Raw genomic sequence first — 25,063 nt, 5'->3', positions numbered from 1 at the left:
CCCGCCGCGTGTCGCCTCAGACGGTGTGCGCGTCGGCGACGGTGAGTGCCTGGTCGAGGATGGCCAGTCCTTCCTTGGCCTCGGCCTCGGTGATCACGCACGGCGGAACCACATGCAGGCGGTTGAAATTGACGAACGGCAGCAGCCCGCCTGTGCGGCAGGCGGCGACCAGTTCGTTCATCGCGGGGCTGGTGCCGCCGTACGGGGCGAGTGGTTCGCGGGTGGCCCGGTCGCGAACCAGCTCGATCGCCCAGAACACGCCGAGCCCACGCACTTCACCGATACTCGGATGCCGTTGCGCCAGTTCACGAAGGCCGGGTCCGATGACCTTCGCGCCGATGTCCGCGGCGTTCTCGACGATCCGCTCCTCGGCCATCGCGTTCATCGTCGCGACGGCGGCGGCGGTGGCGAGCGGATGGCCGGAGTAGGTGAGTCCGCCGGGATACGGGCGGTGGTCGAAGGTCGCCGCGATGGCCGCGTTGATCGCCACCCCGCCGAGCGGGACATAACCGGAGTTCACGCCCTTGGCGAAGGTGATCAGATCGGGCACGACATCGAAATTGTCGATGGCGAACCACTTTCCGGTCCGGCCGAAGCCGGCCATCACCTCATCGGCGATGAACACGATGCCGTGCTTGTCGCAGAGTGCGCGGACCCCACGCATGTACTCGGTGGTCGGCACCATGATGCCCGCGGTGCCCGGCACCGACTCCAGGACGATCGCGGCGATGGTGGCCGGTCCCTCCATCTCGATGGTGCGCTCGAGGTGCGCCAGCGCGCGTTCGGTTTCCTGCGCCTCGTCGGTGGCGTGGAACTCCGAGCGGTACAGGAACGGGCCGAAGAAATGCACGGTGCCGGTATTGCCGTGGTCGTTGGGCCAGCGGCGCGGGTCGCCGGTGAGATTCACCGCGGTCTCGGTGCCGCCGTGATAGGACCGGTAGCGCGAGAGCACCTTGTAGCGGCCGGTGTGCAGTCGCGCCATCCGGACCGCGTGCTCGACAGCGTCGGCGCCGCCGTTGGTGAAGAAGATCTTGTCGAGGTCGCCCGGCGTACGTTCGCTGATCAGACGGGCCGCCTCCGAGCGGGCATCGTTGACGAACGACGGTGCGACAGTGCAGAGTTCGGCCGCCTGCCGCTGGATCGCGGCGACCACCTTCGGATGCTGGTGGCCGATATTGGTGTTCACCATCATCGAGGAGAAGTCGAGCAGGCGGTTGCCCTCGCCGTCCCACACATAACAGCCCTCGGCGGCGGTGAGCACCGTCGGCGTGAGAGTCGCTTGGGCGGACCAGGAATGGAAGACATGGCGGCGATCGAGCTCGTAGGCGCGAGCGGCTTCATCGGAAAGCGTCATGGCTGGGTCTCCTGAATTCACTTGTTCTGCGGGAAGCCGAGTTCCAGCCCGCCGTGGCTGGGGTCGAGCCAGCGACTGGTGACCGCTTTGGTGCGGGTGAAGAAGTGCACTCCGTCGGTGCCGTGCGCGTGCGAGTCGCCGAACAGGGAGTTCTTCCAGCCACCGAAGCTGAAGTAGGCCATCGGAACCGGGATCGGGACGTTGATGCCGACCATACCCACCTCCACCTCGTGCTGGAATCGACGTCCCGCGCCGCCGTCGTTGGTGAAGATGGCGGTGCCGTTGCCGTAGCGGTTCGCGTTGATCAGCGCCACCGCCTCCTCGTAGGTGCCGACCCGCACCACCGACAGCACGGGACCGAAGATCTCGTCGGTGTAGACGCTCATGGTGGGGGTGACGCCGTCGAGAATCGTCGGCCCGAGCCAGAATCCGTCCGGTGCGCCGTCGACGGTGAGGTCGCGGCCGTCGAGAACCACCCGGGCACCGGCGGTTTCGCCCGCATCGATGTACTCGGCCACCCGGTCGCGGTGCGCGCGGGTGATCAGCGGGCCCATCTCGGCGCCGCTGGCGCCGTCACCGGTGACGATGCTCGCGGCCCGCGCACTGATCTTGGCGACCAGGTCGTCGGCCACCCCGCCCACGGCGACGACCACGCTGATCGCCATGCACCGCTCACCCGCCGACCCGAAACCGGCGTTCACGGCGGCGTCGGCGGCCAGGTCCAGATCGGCGTCGGGCAGCACTACCATGTGGTTCTTCGCGCCGCCGAGTGCCTGCACCCGCTTACCCGCCACGGTGCCGCGCTGGTAGACGTACTTGGCGATCGGGGTCGAGCCGACGAACGACACCGCCTTGATTTCGGGGTTGTCCAGGAGTTCGTCGACGGCGACCTTGTCACCCTGCACGACATTGAATACGCCGTCGGGCAGCCCGGCCTCCTGCCACAGCCTCGCCAGCCACAGCGCCGCCGACGGATCCTTCTCGCTCGGCTTGAGCACCACGGTATTGCCCGCGCCGATGGCCAGGGGGAAGAACCACATCGGCACCATGGCGGGGAAATTGAAGGGCGAGATGATCGCGACCGGGCCAAGCGGCTGACGGATCGAATAGATATCCACCTCGGTCGAGGCGTTCTCGGTGAACCCGCCCTTGAGCAGATGCGGGATGCCACAGGCGAATTCGACGACCTCGAGACCGCGGGTCACCTCGCCGAGCGCGTCGGCGGCCACCTTGCCGTGTTCGGCGGTGATCACTGCGGCGAGTTCGGTCTTGCGCTCGGAAAGGAGCTCGCGGAAGCGGAACAGCACCTGGGTGCGCCGGGTGAGCGAGGTGTCACGCCAGGATGCGAAGGCCATCGTCGCGGCGTCGATCGCGGCGCGGGTATCGGCCACATTCGCCAGCGCCAGTTCCCCGGTGACGACGCCGGTGGCGGGATTGGTCACCGGCGCGGTGGTCTCGCTGGTGCCGCTGACCGATTTGCCGTCGATCCAATGGCCGATGGACTGCATGAATGCCTCGTTTCGCCGGGGTGTGGTGCTTCCACCCTGGCCTATCCAGAGCCTCTGCTCGGCCGACGATCTGTATGGGATTCCGGGTTTCATATTACGATTCGTAGGTGCTGTTGACTGTGGCCGATGTGCTCGCGACGCCGGTGGTGCAGGCCGGGCAACCGGAGGTCATCTGTGCCGCGAACCTCGATCGGCCGGTGCGCTGGGTCCACGTCAGCGACCAGGCCGCGGTCGCCGGCCTCCTCATGGGATCGGAGCTGATCCTGACCACCGGCCAAGCGCTGGCCGCGCCGGAGCAAGCCAGGATCACCTACCTGCGATCACTGGCCGACGCCGGTGTCGCCGGTCTGGTCGTCGAACTCGGCAGCTACGTGAGTGAGCTCGGTCCTGTCGTCGCCGCCACCGCCGCCGAACTCGGCCTCCCGGTGATCGCGCTGCACCGGGTGACCCGCTTCGTGGAGATCACCGAGGCGGTGCACCGCGCCATCGTCGCCGACCAGTACGCCGAGCTCGAATTCGCGCGCACCGTGCACGAGACCTTCACCGAGCTGAGTGTGCGCCGGGCCGCGCTGGCCGAGATCGTGCAGACGGCCGCGAGCATGCTCGACGCCTCGGTGGTGCTGGAGGACCTGGCCCACCGGGTGTTGGCCGCCACCGCACGGCACACGAGTTCGGCTGCGCTGCTGGACAACTGGGAATCGATCTCCCGGATGCTGCCCGCCGGGCCCGGTGTGGTCGCGGTCGGCCCGCACACCCAGCGCTGGGGCAGGCTGATCCTGCGCTCGGAGCAGGTGCAGACCCCCCGCGCCACCATGGTCCTCGAACGCGCCGCGCAGACGCTCACCCTGCACCGCATGATCGACAAGGACCGCTTCGGGCTGCACCGGCAGGCTCAGACCGGGCTCATCGACGATCTGGTCGAAGGACGCGTCACCGACGAACGCGATGCTCAGGCCCGTGCGTCCGCGCTCGGGTTGACCCGGCGGGCCCGCTATGTGCCGACGGCCGTCGAGATCGCGGTGACAGCCGAGCCGGATCCGGTTGCCCGGCAGCGGCGCAGTGCCGCCCTGCTCGAGGCGGTGACCCACGGTCTGGGGCTCACCGGCGTGTCGGCGCTGAGTGCCATCGAGCACCGGGCGACCGGGCGGCGCAGTGAGCCGTTCACGGTGGATTCGCCCGGCGCCGACCGGCCCGTGATCGCCGAACGGAGTGACGCTGCGACTGCCGCGCGGGGTAGCGGTGCGCCTGGTGTTCGGGGTGAGCCCGGGCCTGCCGCGCGGGATGGCGGTGTGCGTGGTGGTCTCGAGACGGGCGTGCGGGGTGGAGCTGCGGGGAATCCGGGGGCAGGTGGCGTCGAGCGGGTCGCGATGATCGTCGCGGTCTCGCAGGGTGGTGCCGTCGAGGAGACGCTGACGGCGGTGTGCGCGGCTGTGCTCACCGAGGTGCGCCGGGTGGACGGGGTCGAGCGGGCGGTCGTCGGCGTCGGCGCGGACTCGACGTCGCTGCTCGACACCTCAGGTCAGCTCGCACACGCGGCGGCGGTGGCCGCGGTGGCGCTCTCGATGCGCGGTGCGACCACGCGAATCTTCTTCCGCAGCGCTGATATTCGGCTGCGCGGCCTGCTCTCGCTGATCCGCGACGAGCCCGGCGTGCAGAGTTTCGCCGAGACCGAGCTCAGCGCGCTGTTGCGCTACGACATCCGACACGGCGCCGACCTCACCGGCACGCTGCGCCGTTTCCTCGACCTGGCGGGCAACAAGACCGAGCTGGCCAAGGCGCTCAACATCAGCAGGCCGACCCTCTACGACCGGCTCGCCCGGATCGAACGAATTCTCGCCGTCGACCTCGACGACGGCGAATCCCGCACCTCCCTGCACACCGCCCTGCTGGTTCGCGAGCTCACGGCTGGGGGCGACAAACTGTAAGTGGCGCACCCACTTCGGCTGCTCGGTGTGATGGCACTGCCATGGTCGACGTCGATCCCGCGGCGGACTCGCTCGCGGCGGGTCAGCGGGCGAGAACTCCGCTCGCTTCGATCGCGGTGACGATCAGGTCGGCGACGCCACGCTGCCCGGCGAGGGTGGGGTGATAGGGGAGCAGGGTCTGATCGGCCAGGACGGGGTCGAACCAGCGGACCGACGGGTCGGCGCACATCCCGAACTCGCGCGAGGCGGTGACGGTATCGATGTATACCGCGCCGTGGTCGGCGGCAGCTCGGGCGACGACGGTGTTGAGGCGTTCGAACTTGGACTGGATGTAGGCGGCGTCGGCGGGGAGCAGGCCGAGCATGGCCGGGCAGCTGGTGTTGGTGAGGTAGGTCGGCCAGCCGTCGACGAAGATGGTGGCATTCGGTGCGAGCCGGGTGATCTCGGCCAGTGCGGCGGCGTAGGCGGGTGCGATCGCGTCTATCTTGTTGTCCCACTCCGGATCCGCCTCGGCGGCACACCCTCCGCTGACCGCCCCCGCATGGCAGTGGCCGAGGATGTACTCGGTCATGTCGGCATCGTTGGCGCCCATGTGCAGCGTGACGATCTGGGTGGCGGGACCGAGCGCGTCGAACTGCGGGGCGATACCCGCGCCCTGTGCGTTGTACAGATCGGGAATCTTCGCCGAGCTGCACGTCCGGTCGTCCAGCGCCAGTCCGAGCTTCTCGGCGACCAGCTTGGGCGCATTGGACGTGGAACGCACGCACCGCAGCGGAGCGGCGACGTCGAGATCGACCGCACCCGTCGTTGCCGCGCCGGAATCACCGAGCGCGACATAGGTGGCCCCGGGTCCGGCCTGCGCGGTGGCGGGCACGAGCATCGAAAACATCAGTGCCACAGCGCCACTGAGCAGCAAGCTCTTCATCGAACATCCTGACTGTCGTAGTTCAGTCTTTGCGGCCGGTGAGAGCCAGTGACGCGCCGAGCCCGATCATCACCAGGCCACCGGTACCGCCGACGGCGGCGAGCCGACGCGGTGACCGCGCGAACCAGGACCGTGCCGATCCTGCCACGAGCGCCCACAGCGAGTCGAAGATCAGCCCGAACACCGGGATGCAGAGCCCGAGGATCAGCATCTGTTGTGGCACAGAACCACGCGCGGTGTCCACGAACTGCGGCAGTAGCGCCGCCAGGAAGACGATCGTTTTCGGGTTCGCGGCCCCGACCACGAAACCGTCCCGCAACGCCGCCGCCGGACTGTGCGAACTCACGTCCTGTTCGGCATGAAATGCCGTCTGCAGCGCGCCACGATGCCGAAACGCCTGCACACCCAGGTAGACCAGATAGGCGGCGCCGACAAGCTTGATCGCCGTGAACACCGCCGCCGACGCGGCCACCACCGCACCCAACCCGAAGGCCACGGCGACAACCTGCCCGTACACCCCGACCGAATTGCCGAGCACAGTCAGCAGTGCCGCCCGCCGCCCCACGGTGAGCGCGCGCCCGATGGTGAACAAGACACTGGGCCCGGGCACGATGACCAGCAGAAACGCCAAACCCGCGAACGAAACCAGATGGGCCGAGGAAACCATCGCCCCACGCTATCTGGCGCGCCCCGAGCGCGCCACGCCAGATGTTCGCGACCGGCCTCCGGCGGGCGCCGGGCTCCCTCTCGAGTACTACTGAGGAACTCTCCCACGGAGTGATGTGGTTCGGCTCGGCTCGTTCGTAGTCTCGCCCTACTGCACGACCGGCGAGAGGATTTCGATGGCCATCCCCACCGAGCGGAAAGCACCGCTGCGGCGATTGCGGCTGCCGGTCCTGCTCGTCGGTACCGCCGCCTTGCTGATCATCGCCCGGGGACTGGACGCGCTCGTTTCGGGCGTGCCGGTGCTGCGTTTCTCGATCGGGCTCGGCGCGGCCATCGGGGCGATCTTCGCCTACACGTGGCTTTCCCGGCAGGTGGAGAACCGGGTGGAGGTCACGGAGTTGGCCGCCGCTGGGCGGTGGAGCGGGCTCGGGCGCGGCGCACTTCTCGGCGCGGGGGCCTTCCTCGCGACGATGCTGCTCGCGGCCCTGTGCACCGACATCGACGTCACCAGTGGCTCGTTCGGGGCTTGCCTGGGCGTGGCGGGCTCGATGGCCTCGGTGGCCGTCACCGAGGAACTGCTGTTCCGCGGTGTCGTGCACCGCATTCTGGAGGAACGAACCGGCAGCATCGTCGCGATCGCGGTCTCGTCACTGATCTTCGGTCTGATCCACTTGCTCAACCCCGGCGCCACGCTGTGGGGCTCCTTGACCATCGCGGTCGAAGGCGGCGCGCTGCTGGCCATCGCCTACACCGTCACACGGTCGCTGTGGCTGCCGATAGGCCTGCATTTCGCCTGGAACTTCACCGAGTCCGGCGTATTCGGCACTGCGGTGTCCGGCGCTGACGTCGAACCCGGCCTGCTGCGCACCGTCCTTTCCGGGCCGGACCTGCTGACCGGTGCGACGTTCGGGCCGGAGGCGAGCCTGTTCGCGCTGCTGTGCTGTCTGGTCCCGGCGGTGTGGCTCCTGCGCGATGCGAAGCTCGTCGCCCGGCGACCCCGAGCCGCCCGATAGGACTGTTCGGGGTGGATGACAGTAAGGATCGGGGGTTGTGGGTGCCGGTGCCGACGACGAAACTTGTTGTATGAGTGCGTCACAGAACCTGATGGACCGGTGGATCGCGTTGGCAGGCGTCGAGGCCGAACAAATCGGGGCCGGTGTGGTGGGGCGCTACAACGAACCGCACCGGCGCTACCACACCGGTACCCACCTGGCGGTGATGCTCGCGGCCATCGACGAATTGGCCGATGCCGCAGCCGATATCGATGCCGTGCGGTACGCGGCGTTCTTCCACGATGCGATCTACGCCGTCGCACGCGCCGACAACGAGGAGCGCAGCGCCGATCTGGGCCGCGACATTCTCGAATCGCTCGGTGCCGCACCGGCGTTGGTCGAGGAAGTGGTGCGGCTGGTCGTGTTGACCCGTGGGCACAAACCGCAACCGGGCGATGCGAACGGCGCTGTCCTCTGTGATGCCGACCTGGTGGTGCTCGGCGGTACGCCCGAGGAATACGCCGCCTACACCACCGCGATCCGGGCTGAATACGCTCACGTGCCCGACGATCTGTTCCGGGCCGGTCGCGCCTCGGTACTGCGCAACCTGGCCGACCAGCCCCGCCTGTTCCGCACCGACCTCGCGCACGATCGCTACGAGGCCGTCGCCCGCGCCAACCTCGCTGCCGAACTCGCCGAACTCACCGCGGTGATCGGCTGATGCCCGGCTTCCGCCCGGCCCGACACTGACGGCTCGCGAGGTGTGGCTCAGAGGGCCCTGAGCATTTCCGCGGCCAACGGGGCCGACGAGGCGGGGTTCTGGCCGGTGTAGAGGTTGCGGTCCACCTCGATGTGGGGAGCCCACGGGTCGCCTTCGCGATAGTCCACGCCCAGGGATACCAGGCGGTCCTGGAGCAGCCACTTCGCCTTGTCGGCGAAGCCCGCCTGGGTCTCCTCGGCATTGCTGAAGGCGGTGAGGCGGTAGCCGGCGAAGGGGGAGATGCCCGCGTCGCCGGTGGCGAGGAGCGCGGCGGGGGCGTGGCAGACGATGCCGAGCGGCTTGCCGGAGGCGAGGGCGGCGCCGAGCAGGGCGCCGGAGACGGGGTCGACGGCGAGGTCCTGCATCGGGCCGTGTCCACCGGGGTAGAAGACGGCGTCGTAGTCGGCGAGGTCGACCTTGTCGAGCGGGATCGGGTTCTGCAGTTCTGTCGCGCCCGCGAGGAGTTCGGCCACCGCGGCCGCGCCTTCGGGGCCACCGTTGACCTCGGCGGCCAGGCTGCCGCGATCGACCGGCGCGATCACCCCCGCGGGGGTCGCCACGGTGACGGTGTGGCCCGCGCCGGTGAACGCCGCATAGGGCGCCGCGAACTCCTCGGCCCAGTACCCGGTGGGGTGCTCGGTGCCGTCCGCCAGAGTCCAGTGGTCGGCGCCGGTCAGGACGAACAGGATGTGTGCCATCGGATTCCTTCTCCATTCAACGGATCTCGGGGGTGAGCGTCGACGTCGGGTCGCATCGTCCACGCTAGGGTCGATGGCATCTCCTGACCAATAGACTCGCCTATATGAGACATAGGTCAGCCGATGGGTCGATGGATCTGGTGCAGTTGCGGACCTTCCTGGCCGTCTTCCGCACGGGTTCGCTCACGGCAGGCGCGGCCCAGGTCGGGCTGTCTCAGCCGACCGTGACCACGCAGATCCAGGCACTCGAACGGCACCTCGGCCGACCCCTGTTCGAACGGTTGCCCCGCGGGGTGACACCCACCGCGGCCGGACACGAACTCGCCGCGCGGGTGAGCGGGCCGCTCGACGCACTGGAAACGGTCGTCGCCGGTGCGTCGAGCGACCGCGCGTTGCCGCCCGAACCGCCGGTGCTCCTCGGCGGACCCGCGGAAATGCTCGCCGCCAAGGTGGTGCCTGCGCTCGCGCCGCTGGTCGCCGACGGCGTGCGGCTCACCGTCACGACCGGGCTCACCGACGATCTGCTCGCCCGATTACATTCGGGCGCACTGGATCTGGTGTTCGCCACCACTCGCCCGCGTGGGCGGACGGTGCTGGCCGAACCGCTCGTCGACGAGGAATTCCTGCTGGTGGCCGCCCCGTCGATCGCTGATCGCATCGACACCGTCGGGCTGCTCGCCGACGGCCCGATCGCGCTCGACGGCATCCCGCTGGTGAGCTACGCCCCCGACCTGCCGATTCTGCGGCGCTATTGGCGCCACGTATTCGGCACCCGTCTGGAAACCGAACCGGCCCTGATCGTCGGCGATCTGCGCGCGGTGCTCGCGGCAGTCACGGCAGGGGCGGGAATCAGTGTGCTTCCGCACTACCTGTGCGGGCGGGAGCTGGCCGACGGCACCTTGGTCACCCTCCTCGACCCCGCGGATCCGCCGATCAACACCGGCTTCCTGGCTCGGCGGGTCGGTGCGCCGTCGCGACCGCACGTCGACCTGGTGCGCGCGAGGCTGGTGGTGGCGGCTCAGGGGTGGCGCGCGGGTTGCGGCGCCTGACAAGCAAGCAGTTACTTGCGCTTGACAGGCAATCACGCACTTGCCTATGGTCTCGAGGGGAGACAGAGAGGGCGCAGCGTGACCGACATTTTCACCGCACTGGCGGATTCGACACGACGCGCACTTCTCGACGAACTGGCCGATCGCGACGGGCAGACCCTGTTCGAACTGTGCGCCAGACTCGTGAGCAAGCACGACATCAGCTCGTCACGCCAGGCGATCACCCAGCACCTGGGCGTGCTCGAGGAATCCGGTCTCGTCCACACCCGCAGACAAGGTCGATACAAGTTCCATCACGCCGATTTCGCGCCCCTACGGGCTGTTTCGACGCGATGGCCCATCCCCAAGGAGGATTCATGATCCGCATCGGAGTGACCAGCGTCTTCGTCGACGACCAGGCCAAGGCCGAGGCCTTCTACACCGACGTGCTCGGCTTCCAGGTCAAAGACAAGGTCCCCGTCGGTGAATTCGACTGGCTCACCCTCGTCTCACCCGCCGACGTCGACGGCATCCAGCTGCTGCTCGAGCCCGACCAGCACCCCGCGGCCAAGGCCTACAAAACGGCACTGAGCGCCGAAGGTATCCCCGTCATCGTCTTCACCGTCGACGACCTCGATGCCGAGTACGCCCGCCTCGTCGAACGCGGCGTCTTCTTCACCCAGGCACCCGCGCCGATGGGCCCGGTCAGCACCGCGGTCTTCGACGACACCTGCGGCAACCTCATCCAGCTGATGGCTACCGTTACCGAGTGATGATCAGCAGTTCGGTGGGGGAGGCGATTTCGGCCCGCAGGCCCGCTGTCGTCGCGACTCGTGCCACGGCACGGATGTCGGTGGGGTCGGCGCGGGTGAGGACAAGGGCGCGGGCCAGCAGTCCCTTGTGATGTTTGTTGAAGTGGCTGACGACGGTGCGTGAACCGTCGGGATGTTCGGTGAGGACGTTGGCGGTGATGGCGCCAGGGACGCGGCCGAGTTGCTGGTAGGTGCCCGAGCGCAGGTCGATGACGAGCTCGCCCCCAGCTTCGGCGTAGAGGGCGTCGGGCAGCACATCGCGCCAGACGGCAGACAGGGTCGCCAGCCCTGGGAGTTTGGTGCCGCCGGAGAGGCGGTAGGCGGGGATGGGGTCGGCGGCGCGGACGGCGCCGAACAGGGCCGAGCCGATACCGAGGCGCGCGTAGGCCTTGGCTCGCTGCACCTTGGTGAACGACTTCGCGTCGAGCGCGTCGTAGAGCACGCCGGTGTAGCGCTCCAAGGCGGGGCGCGTCGCCGAGGTGCGCAGGCTCGCGTTGCGGGCGACCTCGGCATCGGCGCCCTTGCCCAAGCCGAGCACGGCCGCCGACTGCGCGGGGTCGGCCGCCAGCTGCACCACCTCGGTGATCAACTTGTCGCGGACCGGGCTGAGCTGCGGCATCGCGAGATCGTCGAGGTTCAGCGGCGCGCCCGATCCGCCGTCGGATTTGGTTTCGGAGGGAGGTAGCAGCACCAGCACGATCGTCAACGGTAATCGTGCTGGAACTACCACCCCGCCCCGCCCTGCCGCGGACCGTGTCAGCGGCAGGGCCCAGCGCTCACCCCGCCGCAGGCCGAGCCGTTGCTGTCAGCGGCCCCGTCTCGCCGAGTTCAGCGCACCGCTTCCAGGAACTTGCGTGTGCGCTCGTTGGTCGGTGCTTCGAAGATCTGCTCCGGCGGACCCTGTTCGATGATGCGACCGGAGTCGAACATCAGCACCCGATCGGACACCTCGCGCGCGAAACGCATCTCGTGCGTGACGATCAGCATGGTGATGTCGGTGGTCTCGGCGATGGTGCGCAACACGTCGAGAACGTCGCCGACGAGTTCCGGGTCCAACGCCGAGGTCACCTCGTCCAGGAGCATCACCTTCGGATCCATCGCGCAACAGCGCGCGATCGCCACCCGTTGCTGCTGGCCGCCCGACAGTTGCGAGGGATGCGCATTCGCTTTGTCCGACAGGCCGACCACCTCGAGCAGATGCCGAGCACGTTCGCGCGCTTCGTCTTTCGACTTGCCGAGCACGTGGATCGGCGCCTCGGTGATGTTCTCCATCACTGTCATGTTCGGGAACAGGTTGAACTGCTGGAACACCATCCCGATCTTGGTCCGCACCGCGCGTAGGTGTTTCTCCTTGGCGGGCACCAGTTTTCCGTTGCGCTGGGTGTGGGTGAGCGGTTCACCGTCGACCCAGATCACGCCGTCGCTGATCGTCTCCAGCGTCATCAGCAGTCGCAGGATGGTGGTCTTGCCCGACCCGGATGGCCCGATCAGCGTCACCTTCTCACCGCGCTCGACGCTGAAATCGAGGTGGTCGAGCACGGTGAGGTCGCCGAAGCGTTTGACCACCTGATCGAATCGAATCATTTCGTCAGTAGTAGGCAAGTCGCTTCTCCAGTCTTCTGATCAGCACAGACGTCGGGTAGCTGGCGACGAGGAAGAACACGCCCGCCAGCGTGATCGACTCCAGGTAGGCGAAGTTGCGCGCCCCGAATTGCTGTGCGGCGGTCACCAATTCGACGACCGAGATGGCGAACAGGAACGGTGTGTCCTTGAACATCGAGACGGCGTTGGTGCCCAGCGCGGGCAGGCTCGCCCGGATCGCCTGCGGCAGCACCACCGCACCCCAGGTGCGCAGCGGCGGCAACGACAGCGCGCGCGCCGCCTCCCACTGCCCCGTCGGCACCGACTCGATCCCGGCGCGATACACCTCGGCCAGGTAACTCGAATAGTGGATGCCGAGCACCACGATGCCGATCTGCAGCGCCGAGAACTGCGTGAGCAGCGTGTAGGCGAACAGCAACTGCACAACCAGCGGGGTGAGCCGGATGAACTCGCTCACCGCGTGCACCGGCGCGGCGATCGCGCGCGGCGTCGTCCGCCGGATCACCGCGATCACCAGCCCGAGCACCGCGGCAAGCGCGAAGCCGAGCAGCGTCGCCAGCAGGGTGATCTGGAAGCCCTCCCACAGCACCGGCAGCGCCTCACGGGCGCGCTCCCAACTCCATTCGGCGGTCATGAGGCCACCTTCGTGTCGTCGGGCGCCAGGCTGAGGACGTCCTTGAGCGACGCCCCGCGGCCGAGCTTGGTCTTCGCGCGGGTTTCCAGGAGGTTCATGCCCAGGGTGAGTACATAGCCGAGGACGAAGTAGATGACCAGGCCGACACCGAAGGAGAACAGCGTGTCGCTGGTGGTCTTGCGCAGGTCACCGATCTCGTAGGTCAGGTCGTGCAGGGTGATGTAGGACGCCACCGCGGTGCCTTTGAGCAGGTGGACCAGCAGATTGGTCAACGAGGGCAGCATCAGCGCCCAGGCCTGCGGAAACAGCACTCGGCGCATCCGCTGCCACGGACTGAAGTTCAGCGCCACCGCCGCCTCGAACTGCGCGCGCGGCACCGCGTTGAGCGCGCCACGCACCACCTCGGCACCGTAGGCGCCGTAATTCAGCCCGAGCGCGAGGATGCCGCAGAACAGCGGGTCGAGCTTGTAGCCGAGCAGCGGCAAGACATAGAACAGCCAGAAGATCTGCACCAGAAGTGAAGTGCCACGGAAGAACTCGATCATGACCCGGGCACTGCCGCGCGCCACGAGATTGCGCACGCGGGCGGTGGTGCCGAGGGCGAGGGCGAGGACGAACGCGAGTAACGCGCCGCCGATGGTCAGCTCCAGCGTGACCGCGATGCCCTGCCACAACGAAGGCAAGGCATCGCGGACCGCGTCGAAATTGCTCATGCGTGGATCAGATTTCGCCCTTGCACAGCTCGTCCGTCGTGTACTTCGGATCGGGCAGCTCGCGCTCGGTGAATCCGAACTTGCCGACGATCGACAGGTACTTGTCCTTGTCGCCGGTGATCTTGGCCAGCTCGGCGTTATAGGCGGCCAGCAGATCGGGATCGCTGGTGCGGAACACCGTGCCACCCGCGCCGACCTGCGGCTTGCCGTCGATGACGGCGACGAACGACGGCGTCACGTCGACCGCGGCGTTGGGGGTGTGGCTCTTGAGCCAGTTCAGCGAGATCGCGGTGAGCGCGAACACGTCGGCGCGCCCGGAGGTGACCGCGTCCATCCCGTCCTGTGGGGTGCCCACCTGGGTGGCGTCGATACCGAGCGAGCTGGCGTAGTCGGATTCGATGGCACCGGTCATCGAGGCCATCTTCGCGCCGCTCGACTTGATCGACTGCATATCCGTCAAATTCATCGGATTACCCGGTTTGACCATCAGCGCGGTGGTGTACATGAATTCCGGTTCGCTGAAAGAGGCCTGTTCACAGCGTTTCGGCAAGATCGACATTCCGGCGCTGACCGCGTCGAATCGATTGGCCTGCAGGCCGGGGATCAGCGCGCCGAACTCGGTCTGCACGCCGTCGACGGTCTTGATGCCGAGATTGGCGAAGATCTCCTTGTGCAGGGCCACGGTGGCACCGGTGAGCTGGCCGCCTTCTTCGAACGAGTAGGGCGCCTCACCGGCGAAACCCACGGTGACGGTGCCCTTGTCCTTCAGCGACTGCAGCAGCTGGCCGCTCTCGGTGGTCTCGGTCTTGGTGCATCCGGCGAGGGCCGCGGCCACCATCGCGGCACCGGCGAACACTGCTGTACAGCGCTTCGACATAGATTTCGTCTCAGCCATTGTGACCTCTCGCAAGGGCAGCGTGTCCGCCGCCAATTTTCTGTTGTAAGTGAGTAATTGACCTATCGAGAAAATCTAGTCATCTCATAATTGTCAGGTGCGGTACGTTATCAGGTTGTTATCTGATGATTCAAACGGAATTGTAATGGGTAACCTGATAGGCGCGTTTCTGTTCTGGCCGGTTCTCGGGCGCCCGATCGCGCCCAGGTGGTAATCGGCTGTCGCCGTGCCCGGACCAGGGACTACCCTGTGCATCCGTGATCACCCGCCTCTCCCGCCTGTTCCTGCGCACCCTGCGAGACGATCCCGCCGACGCCGAGGTGCCAAGCCACAAACTGCTCGTTCGCGCCGGCTACGTCCGCCGCGTCGCCCCGGGCGTGTACTCGTGGTTGCCGCTCGGACTGCGCACGCTGCGCAAGGTCTCCGACGTGGTGCGCCAGGAGATGGACGCCACCGGCGCCCAGGAGATCGCCCTGCCCGCGCTGCTGCCGCGCGAGCCCTACGAGACCACCAACCGGTGGACCGAATACGGCGACAGCCTGTTCCGGCTCAAGGACCGCAAGGGTGGCGACTACCTGCTCGGGCCCACCCATGAGGAGCTGTTCGCGCTCACCGTGAAGGGTGAGTACAACTCCTACAAGGATCTGCCCGTCACGCTCTACCAGATCCAGACCAAGTACCGCGACGAGGAACGCCCCCGCGCGGGCATCCTGCGCGGCCGCGAGTTCGTGATGAAGGATTCCTATTCCTTCGACATCGACGACGACGGTCTCACCAACAGCTACGCCACCCACCGCAAGGCCTACCAGACGATCTTCGCCCGGCTCGGCGTCGAGTACGTGATCGTGGCCGCCACCTCCGGTGCCATGGGCGGCAGTGCGTCCGAGGAATTCCTCGCCGTCAGCCCCGTCGGTGAGGACACCTACGTGGCCTGCGCCGAGTCCGGGTACGCGGCCAACGTGGAAGCCGTGGTCACGCCCGCGCCCGCGCCGCTGCCCATCGAGGGCCAGGCCGCCGCGGTCGAGTACGACACCCCGAACACCCCCACCATCGCGACGCTGGTCGACTGGGCCAACTCCGCGGACGTGCTGGGCCGCACGGTGACCGCCGCCGACACGTTGAAGAACGTGATGGTGAAGCTGCGCCACCCGGACGGCAAGACCGAGATCCTCGGCATCGGTGTACCCGGTGACCGCGAGGTCGACGACAAGCGCCTCGGTGCCGCCGTCGAACCCGCCGAGGTGGAACTGCTCACCGAGGCCGACTTCGCCGCCAATTCGTTCCTGGTGAAGGGCTACATCGGCCCGAAGGGTCTGCAGGCCAACGGCGTTCGCTATCTCGTCGACCCCCGCGTCGTCGAGGGCACCGCCTGGATCACCGGCGCCGACGTTCAGGGCAAGCACGTGGTCGGGCTCGTCGCCGGGCGCGACTTCACCCCCGACGGCACCATCGAGGCCGCCGAGGTCCGCGACGGCGATCCCTCGCCCGACGGCGCGGGCCCGCTGGTGTCCGCCCGCGGCATCGAGATCGGCCACATCTTCCAGCTCGGCCGCAAGTACACCGACGCCTTCGACGTCGACGTCCTCGGCGAGAACGGCAAGCCCGTCCGCCTCACCATGGGCTCCTACGGCATCGGCGTCTCCCGCATGGTCGCGGTCATCGCCGAACAGCAGCACGACGAGAAGGGCCTGCGCTGGCCCGCCGAAGTGGCTCCCTTCGACGTGCACGTGGTGATCGCCAACAAGGACGCCGCCGCCCGCGACGGCGCCGAACACGTCGTCGCCGGTCTGGACGCCGAGGGCCTCGATGTCCTCTTCGACGACCGCACCGCGTCCCCCGGCGTGAAGTTCAAGGACGCCGAATTGCTCGGCATGCCGTGGATTCTCGTCATCGGCCGTGGCTGGTCCGAGGGCAAGGTGGAGCTGCGCAACCGCTTCACCGGCGAAGCCGAGGAGATCCCGGCCGAAGACGCCGTCAGCGCGGTCACCGCCAAGATCCGCGGCTGAGTTCGTACTACGAATCGCGCTGTCCCACTCGAGGTGGGGCAGCGCGATTGCTGTGTCCGGCCGCGGTCGGCGCGACGACGGTGTTCGCCGGTGAACCTACGGTTACGTAGGAGAAAGTGCAGGTAGAGGGATCGGCGCTGGGTGGGGCGAGTCGGTGGCGCTGATAAGTTAGCGGGCATGACGAGTTCGCCCAGCCTGCTGTTCAACCCGGCCACCTACGACCCGCAGCACTTCGACGCCGAGACGCGGCGGCTGCTGAAGGCCACCATCGAGTGGTTCGAGTCCAAGGGCAAGGCGCAGCTGCTGGCCGAGGATCGCGACGCGGTGTGGACCTCGGAGTTCCTCGAGTTCGTCGGTAAGGAAAAGCTGTTCGCGACGTTCTTGACCCCGGCCGCCTACGCCGACGGTGACCCGAACAAGCGCTGGGACGCGGCGCGCAACGCGGCGCTGGCGGAGATCTTCGGGTTCTACGGACTCGCGTACTGGTACGCCGAGCAGGTCACCATCCTGGGCCTCGGCCCGATCTGGCAGAGCGACAACGAGATCGCCAAGCGCAAGGCCGCCGCCGACCTCGACGACGGTCAGGTGATGGCGTTCGCGCTGTCCGAGCGTGACCACGGCGCCGATATCTACAACACCGACCTGGTGCTCACCCCGAGCGAGCCGGGCAGCGCCGACGCCGAGGCCGGCATCCTGTTCCGCGCCAACGGGGAGAAGTACTACATCGGCAACGGCAACGTCGCCTCGATGGTGTCGGTGTTCTCCCGGCGCGGTGACGTCGAGGGCCCGGAGGGCTACATCTGGTTCGCCGCCGACAGCCGTCACGACGACTACCACCTGGTCGAGAGCGTCATCCACGGGCAGATGTACGTCAGCCACTTCCGGCTGGAGAACTACCCGGTGACCGCCGCCGACGTGCTGCACGAAGGGCCGGAAGGCTTCTCGGCCGCGCTCAACACCGTCAACGTGGGCAAGTTCAATCTCTGCCACGGCAGCATCGGCATGGTGGAGCACTCGTTCTTCGAGGCGATCACCCACGCCAACAACCGCATCCTCTACGGCAACCCGGTCACGGACTTCGGTCACGTGCGCGGCAACTTCGTCGACGCCTACGCGCGGTTGATCGCGATGAAGCTGTTCAGTGATCGCGCCGTCGACTACTTCCGCAGCGCCTCGCTCGAGGACCGTCGCTACCTGCTGTTCAACCCGATGACCAAGTCCAAGGTCACCTCCGAGGGCGAGGTCGCGATGACCCTGCTGCTGGATGTGCTGGCGGCCAAGGGTTTCGAGAAGGCCACTTACTTCGCGCAGGCCTCGCGCTACATCAACCACCTGCCGCGCCTCGAGGGCACCGTGCACGTGAACGTGGGCCAGATCCTGAAGTTCATGCCGAACTACCTGCTCAACCCCGCCGAGTACCCGGAGATCGGCACCGACCTCGCGCCGGGCGACCAGGAGTTCTTCTGGAAGCAGGGTCCCGCCCGCGGTGCGGGCAAGGTGCAGTTCGCCGACTGGACCCCGGCCTACGAGCGGGCCACCGAGGTGCCCAACGTGGCGCGCTTCTACGAGCAGGCCCAGGCGCTGCGTACCCTGCTGCTCACCGCCGCGCCCGATGCCGCCCAGCAGAAGGACCTGGACTTCATGCTGACCATCGGCCACCTGTTCTCCACGGTGGTCTACGGCCAGCTGATCCTCGAGCAGGCCGAGCTCACCGGGCTCGACCGCGATGTGCTCGACCAGATCTTCGACTTCCAGATCCGCGACTTCAACACCCAGGCCTCGGCGCTGCTCGGCAAGCCGTCGGTCACCGAGGCGCAGCGTGCGTGGGCGATCGGTGCACTGCGCAGCCCGGTCGCCGACAAGGAACGCTTCGATCGGGTGTGGCAGCAGGTGGAGGCCTACGACGGCGCGTACGCGATGCGTCCGTAGCTGGGTGTCGCCTGCGTAGTCGGGCAAACCGCCGTCGCTCCGGTCGGAAAACTGGAGCGACGGGGTAGGCACGATCACGCCGGAGGCGTGGATGTTCGACGACGGCTGCGGCTACGCCCGGCCCGGGAAGGCCACGGTCCACGGGCCGGTGCCCAGGATCGATTGCCAGCGGGCCCGGCGGAGGGCGGCTTCGGTGAGCGCCTCCGTCGCGACGGCGCGTACCGATTCGTCGGTGGCGTTCTCGACGACGGCGTACCACTCCGCGGCACAATCGGATTCGACGCTCACCGCGAGGTGCGCGGCCGGGATCGGGTCGTCGACGGGCGCGGGTGGGTTGTACGCCGCGGCAGGCGGTTCGGGTGCGGTGCCACCGGTTTCGAGCAACTCGATCGTGGCGTCGCGGCGTGCTCGATGCGCGGCGCTGAACTCGGCGACCAGGCGGGCCCGGTCGGCGTTGGCGTACGCGGCGATCAGGCCGTAGGAGTAGACGGCGGCATACTCGGCATCGAGCGCGTTCTGCAAGGACTTGCGTTGGTCGGTCATGTCAGCAGAACTCCTGCCTCGGTGGCGCAGGCCGCACTGATCGACGCGAGAAGCCCTGCGCGATAACCGGATTCGGTGCGAGCCAGCGCGGCGGCGGACTGTTGGGAGCGCACCAGCTGATCCCGCAGCTGGGCCACAGTAGCCGGCTGCGCGGCGGCGGTCTCGACCTCCGTGGCGGGTACCGGAGAACCGTCGGGTCCGGGGACGGTCAGCGCGCCGGTGCGATGCACGGGGGTGGTGCCGTCGCCGTAAACGCCGATCACCCGGTCGATCTCGGTGCGTAGCGCGTCGGCGTGCGCGGTGCGCTCGGCGGCGATCGTGCTCAACGCGGCGTTCGATTGGGGCGCCATGGCGATGGCGGCCGTCGCGGCGGCGGCATCGGCGCGGGCCAGAACTTCTTGTGCGGCAAGGGGATCCGGCGCGTGCACGGTATCGTCCTCGGCGCAGGCGGTCAGGGTGGCTACCGCCGGAATGCCGATCGCGCTCGCGCCGGCGAGTCGGAGCAGAGTACGGCGGCGCCAGGTCGGCTGGGTGGACGCGATGGCAGGCTCGACCCGCAGCGGAAGGGGTTCGTGCCGGTCGGAGCGCATGCCGGAAGGTCGCCCGGCGTTCGGCGGGGCGGTATGGCGGTGGGGCACGTGCACCATCGTGCCAGATCCCGCGCGGGTAGTTCGCGCGCGTGGTGACACGCGTCTGGCACGCCGAGCTGGACCGGTGCGTGGTGCTCAGCGCCTGGTCCTTTACACTCTCTGAGCGCGTTACGCTAGACCTTCGGCGTAGATATTTCCGATCGCGTCACAACTGAACCAGGAGCTGCCCATATGCCGATGCCCACCGAGGAAAGGGTGAGCCAGCTAGTCGCTGAGCTCGTCGCACGCCGGGGATTCGACCTCGAGGGCGTCGCGATCGCCGCCGCGGGCAATGGCGAGCTGGCTCCGGTCCGGGTGAAGGTCACCGTCGACAGCGACGGCCCCGCCGATCTGGACGCCATCGCCGCGCTCAGCCGTGAGATGTCCGAACTTCTCGATGCCGCAGGCGATTTCGGTGAAGCCGCCTACCTGCTCGAAGTGACGACACCCGGCGTGGAGCGCCCGCTCACCACCGAACGGCACTGGCGGCGCGCACAGGGCCGCAAGGTCCGCGTCAAGCTGGCCGACGGTGCCGAGCGGATCGAGGGCAAGGCCCGTTTCGACGCGCGCGTCGGCCGCCTCGCCGACGACGCCGCCACCGAGAACCCCGCCATCGCGCTCGTGATCGGCGGCAAGGTCAAGCCCCATCGCGTTCATGTTCCGCTCACCGATATCGCCGAGGCTGTCGTCCAGGTCGAGTTCAACGCACCGGGTGCGGCCGAACTCGAACTCGCGGGCGGCATCGCGCCGGGTCGCCCCGTACCGGGCGAAGAACCCGCCGACCTCGCCGCACCAGGACAACACAGTGACACTCCCACCGAAGGGGTTGCGGAATGAATATTGAAATCGAAGCCTTGCGGGCGATCGTCGCCGACAAAGGTATCTCGATCGAGACCGTGATCTCGGCGATCGAGTCGGCACTGCTCACCGCCTACCGGCACACCGACGGCCACGAGGCCAACGCGCGCATCGACATCAACCAGAAGACCGGTGTGGTGCGGGTGATGGCGCGCGAACTCGACGCCGACGGCAACGTGATCTCCGAATGGGACGACACCCCTGAGGGTTTCGGCCGCATCGCCGCGACAACCGCCCGTCAGGTGGTGCTGCAGCGGCTGCGTGACGCCGAGAACGAGAAGTCCTTCGGCGACTTCGCCACCCATGAGGGCGAGATCGTCGGTGGCGTGGTCCAGCGCGACGCCAGGGCCAACGCCCGCGGCATCGTGGTGGTCCGTATCGGTAGCGAGGCCAACGGCGCCGAGGGGCTGATCCCGCCCGCCGAACAGGTGCCGGGGGAGACCTACGAGCACGGCGATCGGATCAAATGCTACGTCTACGGCGTCTCGCGTGGCCCCCGTGGCCCGCAGATCCAGCTCTCGCGCACGCACCCGAACCTGGTGCGTCGGCTGTTCTCGCTCGAGGTGCCCGAGATCGCCGACGGGTCCGTCGAGATCGTCGCGGTGGCGCGCGAGTCGGGACACCGTTCCAAGATCGCCGTGCAGTCCACCGTGCAGGGCGTGAACGCCAAGGGCGCGTGCATCGGCCCGATGGGTCAGCGCGTGCGCAACGTGATGAGCGAACTGGCCGGCGAGAAGATCGATATCATCGACTACGACGAGGATCCGGCGACCTTTGTCGGCAACGCACTCTCGCCGTCGAAGGTGGTGTCGGTCACTGTCGTCGATCCGGACGCCAGGGCGGCCCGCGTGGTCGTGCCCGACTTCCAGCTCTCCCTCGCCATCGGCAAGGAGGGCCAGAATGCCCGCCTGGCGGCCCGTCTGACGGGCTGGCGGATCGATATCCGCAGCGACGCGGCTCCGATACCGGACGAGTCCGCCCGGCCGTAGCGCGCACCGTAGTTGATTCGAGAACGTCGAATTCCTGCCTGCGGATGACATGTTCGTAACTTCCGGAGGGGAGGGGTTCGTCGTTATGACCGGGTCACCGGTAGAGTGGGTACAGGACCGGCCCGCGCAATCCGTTCGCACCTGTATCGGATGCCGTCAGCGCGAGTCGTCTGCCGACCTGTTGCGGATCGTGGCGCAGCATCGGGACACCGATGTCGCGATTGTTCCCGATCCGCGGCGCAGACTTCCCGGACGGGGTGCCTGGCTGCACCCCGTTTCAGCTTGTTTGCGTTCCGCAGAGCGGCGCCGAGCATTCGGCAGAGCCCTACGAGTGTCCGGAAATCTGGATATCTCAGCCCTGGAGCAGTACCTCGAGAACAGGCACGAGCACTCATGAGCACACCGTGAAGCACCAACGATGAACGTCCGTCGGAGATAACCCGAGGTCGTGCGGGCCCGCCTTACCTAGGCGGCGTCACTGCTCGGCCTCTCAGTGAGGAGAGCAGTGGCAGGCAAGGCCCGCGTGCACGAGTTGGCTAAGGAACTCGGTGTCACAAGCAAGGAACTACTCGCGAAGCTCAAGGAGCAAGGCGAGTTCGTGAAGTCGGCGTCCTCGACGGTGGAAGCACCCGTCGCACGTCGTCTGCGCGAATCTCTGGCGTCGAAGTCCGCTCCGGCGGCCGATGCCAAGTCGGCGGCCCGTCCCGGCCCGTCGTCGGCAGCAGCAGCCCGTCCGGCTGCCAAGCCCACCCCCGGTGGCCCCCGCCCCGGTCCGCGTCCGGCTCCGGCCGCTCCCGCCCCGGCAGCCGCTGCCGCGCCGGCCGCGCCGAAGCCCGAACAGGCCGCCCCGGTCGAGGCGAAGCCCGCTACCCCGGCACCCGCGAGCCCCGCTCCGGCCGCCGCGCAGTCGGCTCCGGCTACCAAGCCCGCAGGCGCTCCGGCGCCCGGCCCGCGCCCGGCTCCCGCGCCGCGTCCGACCCAGGCTCCGGCCGCGGGTCAGACCCGTCCGGGCCAGGCCACTCCCGGTGCGGCCGCACCGGGCCCGCGTCCGGCCGGTCCCGGCCCGAAGCCGGGGCCCAAGGCTCCGCGCGTCGGCAACAACCCGTTCAGCTCCGCCCCCGATCGTGAGCGTCCCGCGCCGCGTCCGGCCGGTCAGGGTCAGGGCGGTCCTCGCCCGACTCCGGGTCAGGGCGGTCCCCGTCCGGCTCCCGGTCAGGGTGGCCCGCGTCCGGCTCCCGGTCAGGGCGGTCCCCGCCCCGGTCAGGGTGGTCAGGGTCAGCGTCCGGCCGCCGCGCAGGGCGGTGCCCCGCGTCCCGGTGGTCCCCGTCCCAACCCGGGTTCGATGCCTCCGCGTCCGAACCCCGGTGCCATGCCGGCCCGCTCCGCACGTCCCGGCCCCGCGGCCGGTGGCCGTCCGGGTCGTCCCGGTGGCGCTCCCGGCGGTGGCGGCGCAGGCCGTCCCGGTGGTGGCGGCGGCGGTGGCGGTTACCGCGGTGGCGGTGGCGGTGCCCCAGGCGCTCCCGGTGCCGGTGCTCCCGCGGCCGGTGGTTTCCGTGGTCGTCCCGGTGGCGGCGGCGGTCGTCCCGGTGGTCCCGGTGGCCGTGGTGGCGCAGCCGGTGCGTTCGGTCGTCCCGGTGGCGCGGTTCGCCGTGGCCGCAAGTCGAAGCGGGCCAAGCGCGCCGAGTACGAGAACATGCAGGCTCCCGCCGTCGGTGGCGTGCGTCTGCCCCGTGGCAACGGTGAGGTCATCCGCCTCGCTCGTGGCGCCTCGCTGTCGGACTTCGCCGAGAAGATCGACGCGAACCCCGCAGCTCTGGTGCAGGCACTGTTCAACCTCGGCGAGATGGTCACCGCGACCCAGTCGGTGAACGACGAGACCCTCGAGCTGCTCGGCGGCGAGATGAACTACGTCGTCCACGTGGTCAGCCCCGAGGACGAAGATCGCGAACTGCTGCAGTCGTTCGACCTCACCTACGGCGAAGACGCCGGCGGCGAGGACGACCTCGAGCACCGTCCGCCGGTCGTGACCGTCATGGGTCACGTCGACCACGGTAAGACCCGACTGCTCGACACGATCCGTAAGGCCAACGTCGCCGAGGGCGAGGCCGGTGGCATCACCCAGCACATCGGTGCCTACCAGGTGCTCACCAACCTCAACGACGAAGAGCGTCTGATCACCTTCATCGACACCCCGGGTCACGAGGCGTTCACCGCCATGCGTGCGCGTGGTGCGAAGGCCACCGATATCGCGATCCTCGTGGTCGCGGCCGACGACGGCGTCATGCCGCAGACGGTGGAAGCGATCAACCACGCGCAGGCCGCTGATGTGCCGATCGTTGTCGCGATCAACAAGATCGACAAAGAGGGTGCGAACCCGGACAAGATCAAGCAGCAGCTCACCGAGTACGGCCTGGTCACCGAGGAGTACGGCGGCGACACCATGTTCGTCAACATCTCGGCCAAGCAGGGCACCAACATCGACGCGCTGCTCGAAGCAGTGCTGCTGACCGCGGATGCCTCGCTCGACCTGCGGGCCAACCCGGACATGGACGCCCAGGGTGTCGCCATCGAGGCGCACCTCGACCGCGGCCGTGGCCCCGTTGCCACCGTGCTCATCCAGCGCGGCACCCTGCACGTCGGTGACTCGATCGTGGCGGGCGACGCCTACGGTCGCGTCCGTCGCATGGTCGACGAGCACGGCGCGGACGTCCACGCGGCGACCCCGTCGCGCCCGGTCCAGGTCATCGGTTTCACCTCCGTCCCCGGCGCTGGTGACAACCTGATCGTGGTCGAGGAAGACCGCATCGCCCGTCAGATCGCCGATCGCCGCAATGCGCGCAAGCGCAACGCACTGGCCGCTCGCAGCCGCAAGCGGATCAGCCTGGAAGATCTGGATGCCGCACTGAAGGAGACTTCGGAGCTCAACCTGATCCTCAAGGGCGACAACTCCGGTACCGTCGAGGCCCTCGAAGAGGCCCTGCTCGGCATCGAGATCGACGACGAGGTGCGTCTGCGCGTCATCGACCGCGGTGTCGGTGGCGTCACCGAGACCAACGTCAACCTGGCGTCGGCCTCCAACGCGATCATCATCGGCTTCAACGTTCGCGCGGAGGGCAAGGCCACTGAGCTGGCCAACCGCGAAGGCGTCGACATCCGGTACTACTCGGTCATCTACCAGGCGATCGACGAGATCGAGAAGGCCCTCAAGGGCATGCTCAAGCCGATCTACGAAGAGGTCGAGCTGGGCCGCGCCGAGATCCGCGCGATCTTCCGTTCGTCCAAGATCGGCAACATCGCCGGTTGCATGGTCACCTCGGGCTCGGTCAAGCGCAACGCCAAGGCGCGCCTGATCCGTGACGGCCGAGTGATCGCGGAGACGATGACCATCTCCTCGCTCAAGCGGGAGAAGGACGACGCTCCTGAGGTGCGCGAAGGTTTCGAGTGCGGTATGACCGTCACCTACAGCGACATCAAGGACGGCGACATCATCGAGGCTTACGAGCTTCGTGAAAAGCCGCGCGACTGATCAAACGCAATAACCGTTCGACCCACGCCGCATCCGATTCGTCGGGTGCGGCGTGGGGTCTTGCGGCTACC

General features: G+C 68.1%; 24 protein-coding genes. 12 read left to right on the top strand and 12 right to left on the bottom strand.

Annotation, left to right across the window (positions count from 1 at the left end; all coding sequences use genetic code 11):
* Nucleotides 1-16 precede the first annotated feature (16 nt).
* Nucleotides 17-1,354: an aspartate aminotransferase family protein gene (locus tag ACWZHB_RS18950; protein WP_427903196.1), complete on the bottom strand. Its 1,338-nt coding sequence runs from the start codon at nucleotides 1,352-1,354 to the stop codon at nucleotides 17-19.
* Nucleotides 1,355-1,371: 17 nt separating this feature from the next.
* Nucleotides 1,372-2,862: a CoA-acylating methylmalonate-semialdehyde dehydrogenase gene (locus ACWZHB_RS18945; RefSeq protein ID WP_427903195.1), complete on the bottom strand. Its 1,491-nt coding sequence runs from the start codon at nucleotides 2,860-2,862 to the stop codon at nucleotides 1,372-1,374.
* A gap of 107 nt (nucleotides 2,863-2,969) precedes the next feature.
* Here ACWZHB_RS18945 and ACWZHB_RS18940 point away from each other — a divergent pair, with 107 nt between their 5' ends.
* A complete protein-coding gene (locus ACWZHB_RS18940; RefSeq protein WP_427903194.1) occupies nucleotides 2,970-4,787 on the top strand; it encodes a PucR family transcriptional regulator in 1,818 nt (605 codons plus the stop codon).
* 82 nt (nucleotides 4,788-4,869) lie between these two features.
* On the opposite strand, the gene ACWZHB_RS18935 is transcribed toward ACWZHB_RS18940, so the two are convergent.
* Complete coding sequence (locus tag ACWZHB_RS18935) at nucleotides 4,870-5,712, bottom strand: SGNH/GDSL hydrolase family protein (protein ID WP_427903193.1); 843 nt, start codon at nucleotides 5,710-5,712, stop codon at nucleotides 4,870-4,872.
* A gap of 22 nt (nucleotides 5,713-5,734) precedes the next feature.
* Complete coding sequence (locus ACWZHB_RS18930) at nucleotides 5,735-6,379, bottom strand: LysE family translocator (RefSeq protein ID WP_427903192.1); 645 nt, start codon at nucleotides 6,377-6,379, stop codon at nucleotides 5,735-5,737.
* A gap of 175 nt (nucleotides 6,380-6,554) precedes the next feature.
* On the opposite strand from ACWZHB_RS18930, the gene ACWZHB_RS18925 reads away from it, so the two are divergent.
* Both ACWZHB_RS18925 and ACWZHB_RS18920 read left to right on the top strand, forming a co-directional pair.
* Nucleotides 6,555-7,391, top strand: coding sequence for a CPBP family intramembrane glutamic endopeptidase (locus ACWZHB_RS18925; RefSeq protein WP_427903191.1), 837 nt, complete (start codon nucleotides 6,555-6,557; stop codon nucleotides 7,389-7,391).
* A 70-nt stretch (nucleotides 7,392-7,461) separates the two neighbouring features.
* Complete coding sequence (locus tag ACWZHB_RS18920; protein WP_427903190.1) at nucleotides 7,462-8,091, top strand: HD domain-containing protein; 630 nt, start codon at nucleotides 7,462-7,464, stop codon at nucleotides 8,089-8,091.
* 47 nt (nucleotides 8,092-8,138) lie between these two features.
* Here the strand turns inward: ACWZHB_RS18920 and ACWZHB_RS18915 are convergent, their stop codons facing one another.
* Nucleotides 8,139-8,828 (bottom strand): type 1 glutamine amidotransferase domain-containing protein, encoded by a 690-nt coding sequence (locus ACWZHB_RS18915; protein WP_427903189.1) that lies wholly within the window; start codon nucleotides 8,826-8,828, stop codon nucleotides 8,139-8,141.
* A 104-nt stretch (nucleotides 8,829-8,932) separates the two neighbouring features.
* On the opposite strand from ACWZHB_RS18915, the gene ACWZHB_RS18910 reads away from it, so the two are divergent.
* The 3 genes from ACWZHB_RS18910 to ACWZHB_RS18900 all read left to right on the top strand — a co-directional run bounded on the left by ACWZHB_RS18910 (nucleotide 8,933) and on the right by ACWZHB_RS18900 (nucleotide 10,629).
* A complete protein-coding gene (locus tag ACWZHB_RS18910) occupies nucleotides 8,933-9,877 on the top strand; it encodes a LysR family transcriptional regulator (protein WP_427903188.1) in 945 nt (314 codons plus the stop codon).
* Nucleotides 9,878-9,955: 78 nt separating this feature from the next.
* Nucleotides 9,956-10,237, top strand: a complete 282-nt coding sequence (locus ACWZHB_RS18905) for an ArsR/SmtB family transcription factor (RefSeq protein ID WP_427903187.1) — start codon at nucleotides 9,956-9,958, stop codon at nucleotides 10,235-10,237.
* A complete protein-coding gene (locus ACWZHB_RS18900; protein WP_427909221.1) occupies nucleotides 10,237-10,629 on the top strand; it encodes a VOC family protein in 393 nt (130 codons plus the stop codon). Before ACWZHB_RS18905 ends, ACWZHB_RS18900 begins: the two co-directional genes overlap by 1 nt.
* Here the strand turns inward: ACWZHB_RS18900 and yaaA are convergent.
* The 5 genes from yaaA to ehuB all read right to left on the bottom strand — a co-directional run bounded on the left by yaaA (nucleotide 10,619) and on the right by ehuB (nucleotide 14,512).
* The gene (gene yaaA, locus ACWZHB_RS18895; protein WP_427909220.1) at nucleotides 10,619-11,365 is read right to left on the bottom strand and encodes a peroxide stress protein YaaA; all 747 of its coding nucleotides are present in this window, start codon (nucleotides 11,363-11,365) and stop codon (nucleotides 10,619-10,621) included. The two genes, ACWZHB_RS18900 and yaaA, sit on opposite strands and share 11 nt — an antisense overlap.
* Before the next feature lie 131 nt (nucleotides 11,366-11,496).
* Nucleotides 11,497-12,252, bottom strand: coding sequence for an ectoine/hydroxyectoine ABC transporter ATP-binding protein EhuA (ehuA, locus tag ACWZHB_RS18890; protein WP_427903186.1), 756 nt, complete (start codon nucleotides 12,250-12,252; stop codon nucleotides 11,497-11,499).
* A 4-nt stretch (nucleotides 12,253-12,256) separates the two neighbouring features.
* Nucleotides 12,257-12,904, bottom strand: coding sequence for an ectoine/hydroxyectoine ABC transporter permease subunit EhuD (ehuD, locus tag ACWZHB_RS18885; RefSeq protein ID WP_427903185.1), 648 nt, complete (start codon nucleotides 12,902-12,904; stop codon nucleotides 12,257-12,259).
* Entirely contained in the window at nucleotides 12,901-13,617 is a 717-nt protein-coding gene (ehuC, locus tag ACWZHB_RS18880) for an ectoine/hydroxyectoine ABC transporter permease subunit EhuC (RefSeq protein WP_427903184.1), read from the bottom strand. Before ehuC ends, ehuD begins: the two co-directional genes overlap by 4 nt.
* Nucleotides 13,618-13,624: 7 nt before the next feature.
* A complete protein-coding gene (gene ehuB / locus ACWZHB_RS18875) occupies nucleotides 13,625-14,512 on the bottom strand; it encodes an ectoine/hydroxyectoine ABC transporter substrate-binding protein EhuB (RefSeq protein ID WP_427903183.1) in 888 nt (295 codons plus the stop codon).
* 257 nt (nucleotides 14,513-14,769) lie between these two features.
* Here ehuB and ACWZHB_RS18870 point away from each other — a divergent pair, with 257 nt between their 5' ends.
* Both ACWZHB_RS18870 and ACWZHB_RS18865 read left to right on the top strand, forming a co-directional pair.
* Nucleotides 14,770-16,518, top strand: coding sequence for a proline--tRNA ligase (locus ACWZHB_RS18870; protein ID WP_427903182.1), 1,749 nt, complete (start codon nucleotides 14,770-14,772; stop codon nucleotides 16,516-16,518).
* 177 nt (nucleotides 16,519-16,695) lie between these two features.
* Entirely contained in the window at nucleotides 16,696-18,447 is a 1,752-nt protein-coding gene (locus ACWZHB_RS18865) for an acyl-CoA dehydrogenase family protein (RefSeq protein ID WP_427903181.1), read from the top strand.
* A 111-nt stretch (nucleotides 18,448-18,558) separates the two neighbouring features.
* On the opposite strand, the gene ACWZHB_RS18860 is transcribed toward ACWZHB_RS18865, so the two are convergent.
* Both ACWZHB_RS18860 and ACWZHB_RS18855 read right to left on the bottom strand, forming a co-directional pair.
* Nucleotides 18,559-18,990, bottom strand: a complete 432-nt coding sequence (locus ACWZHB_RS18860) for a ferritin-like domain-containing protein (protein ID WP_427903180.1) — start codon at nucleotides 18,988-18,990, stop codon at nucleotides 18,559-18,561.
* Nucleotides 18,987-19,628, bottom strand: coding sequence for a hypothetical protein (locus ACWZHB_RS18855; protein WP_427903179.1), 642 nt, complete (start codon nucleotides 19,626-19,628; stop codon nucleotides 18,987-18,989). The genes ACWZHB_RS18860 and ACWZHB_RS18855 overlap by 4 nt, the downstream gene beginning before the upstream one ends.
* Nucleotides 19,629-19,811: 183 nt before the next feature.
* Here ACWZHB_RS18855 and rimP point away from each other — a divergent pair, with 183 nt between their 5' ends.
* From rimP to infB, 4 genes are all read left to right on the top strand, one after another.
* Nucleotides 19,812-20,456, top strand: a complete 645-nt coding sequence (rimP, locus tag ACWZHB_RS18850) for a ribosome maturation factor RimP (RefSeq protein ID WP_427903178.1) — start codon at nucleotides 19,812-19,814, stop codon at nucleotides 20,454-20,456.
* The gene (gene nusA / locus ACWZHB_RS18845; protein WP_427903177.1) at nucleotides 20,453-21,466 is read left to right on the top strand and encodes a transcription termination factor NusA; all 1,014 of its coding nucleotides are present in this window, start codon (nucleotides 20,453-20,455) and stop codon (nucleotides 21,464-21,466) included. The genes rimP and nusA overlap by 4 nt, the downstream gene beginning before the upstream one ends.
* 85 nt (nucleotides 21,467-21,551) lie before the next feature.
* Nucleotides 21,552-21,863, top strand: a complete 312-nt coding sequence (locus ACWZHB_RS18840) for a YlxR family protein (protein ID WP_427903176.1) — start codon at nucleotides 21,552-21,554, stop codon at nucleotides 21,861-21,863.
* Between the two features lie 108 nt (nucleotides 21,864-21,971).
* Entirely contained in the window at nucleotides 21,972-24,992 is a 3,021-nt protein-coding gene (gene infB, locus ACWZHB_RS18835; protein ID WP_427903175.1) for a translation initiation factor IF-2, read from the top strand.
* Nucleotides 24,993-25,063 lie beyond the last annotated feature (71 nt).

It is taken from the genome of Nocardia sp. FBN12 (genome assembly GCF_054031145.1).
Note: the sequence above shows the minus strand (reverse complement) of the source record. Positions and strands in the feature narration are given on the sequence as shown.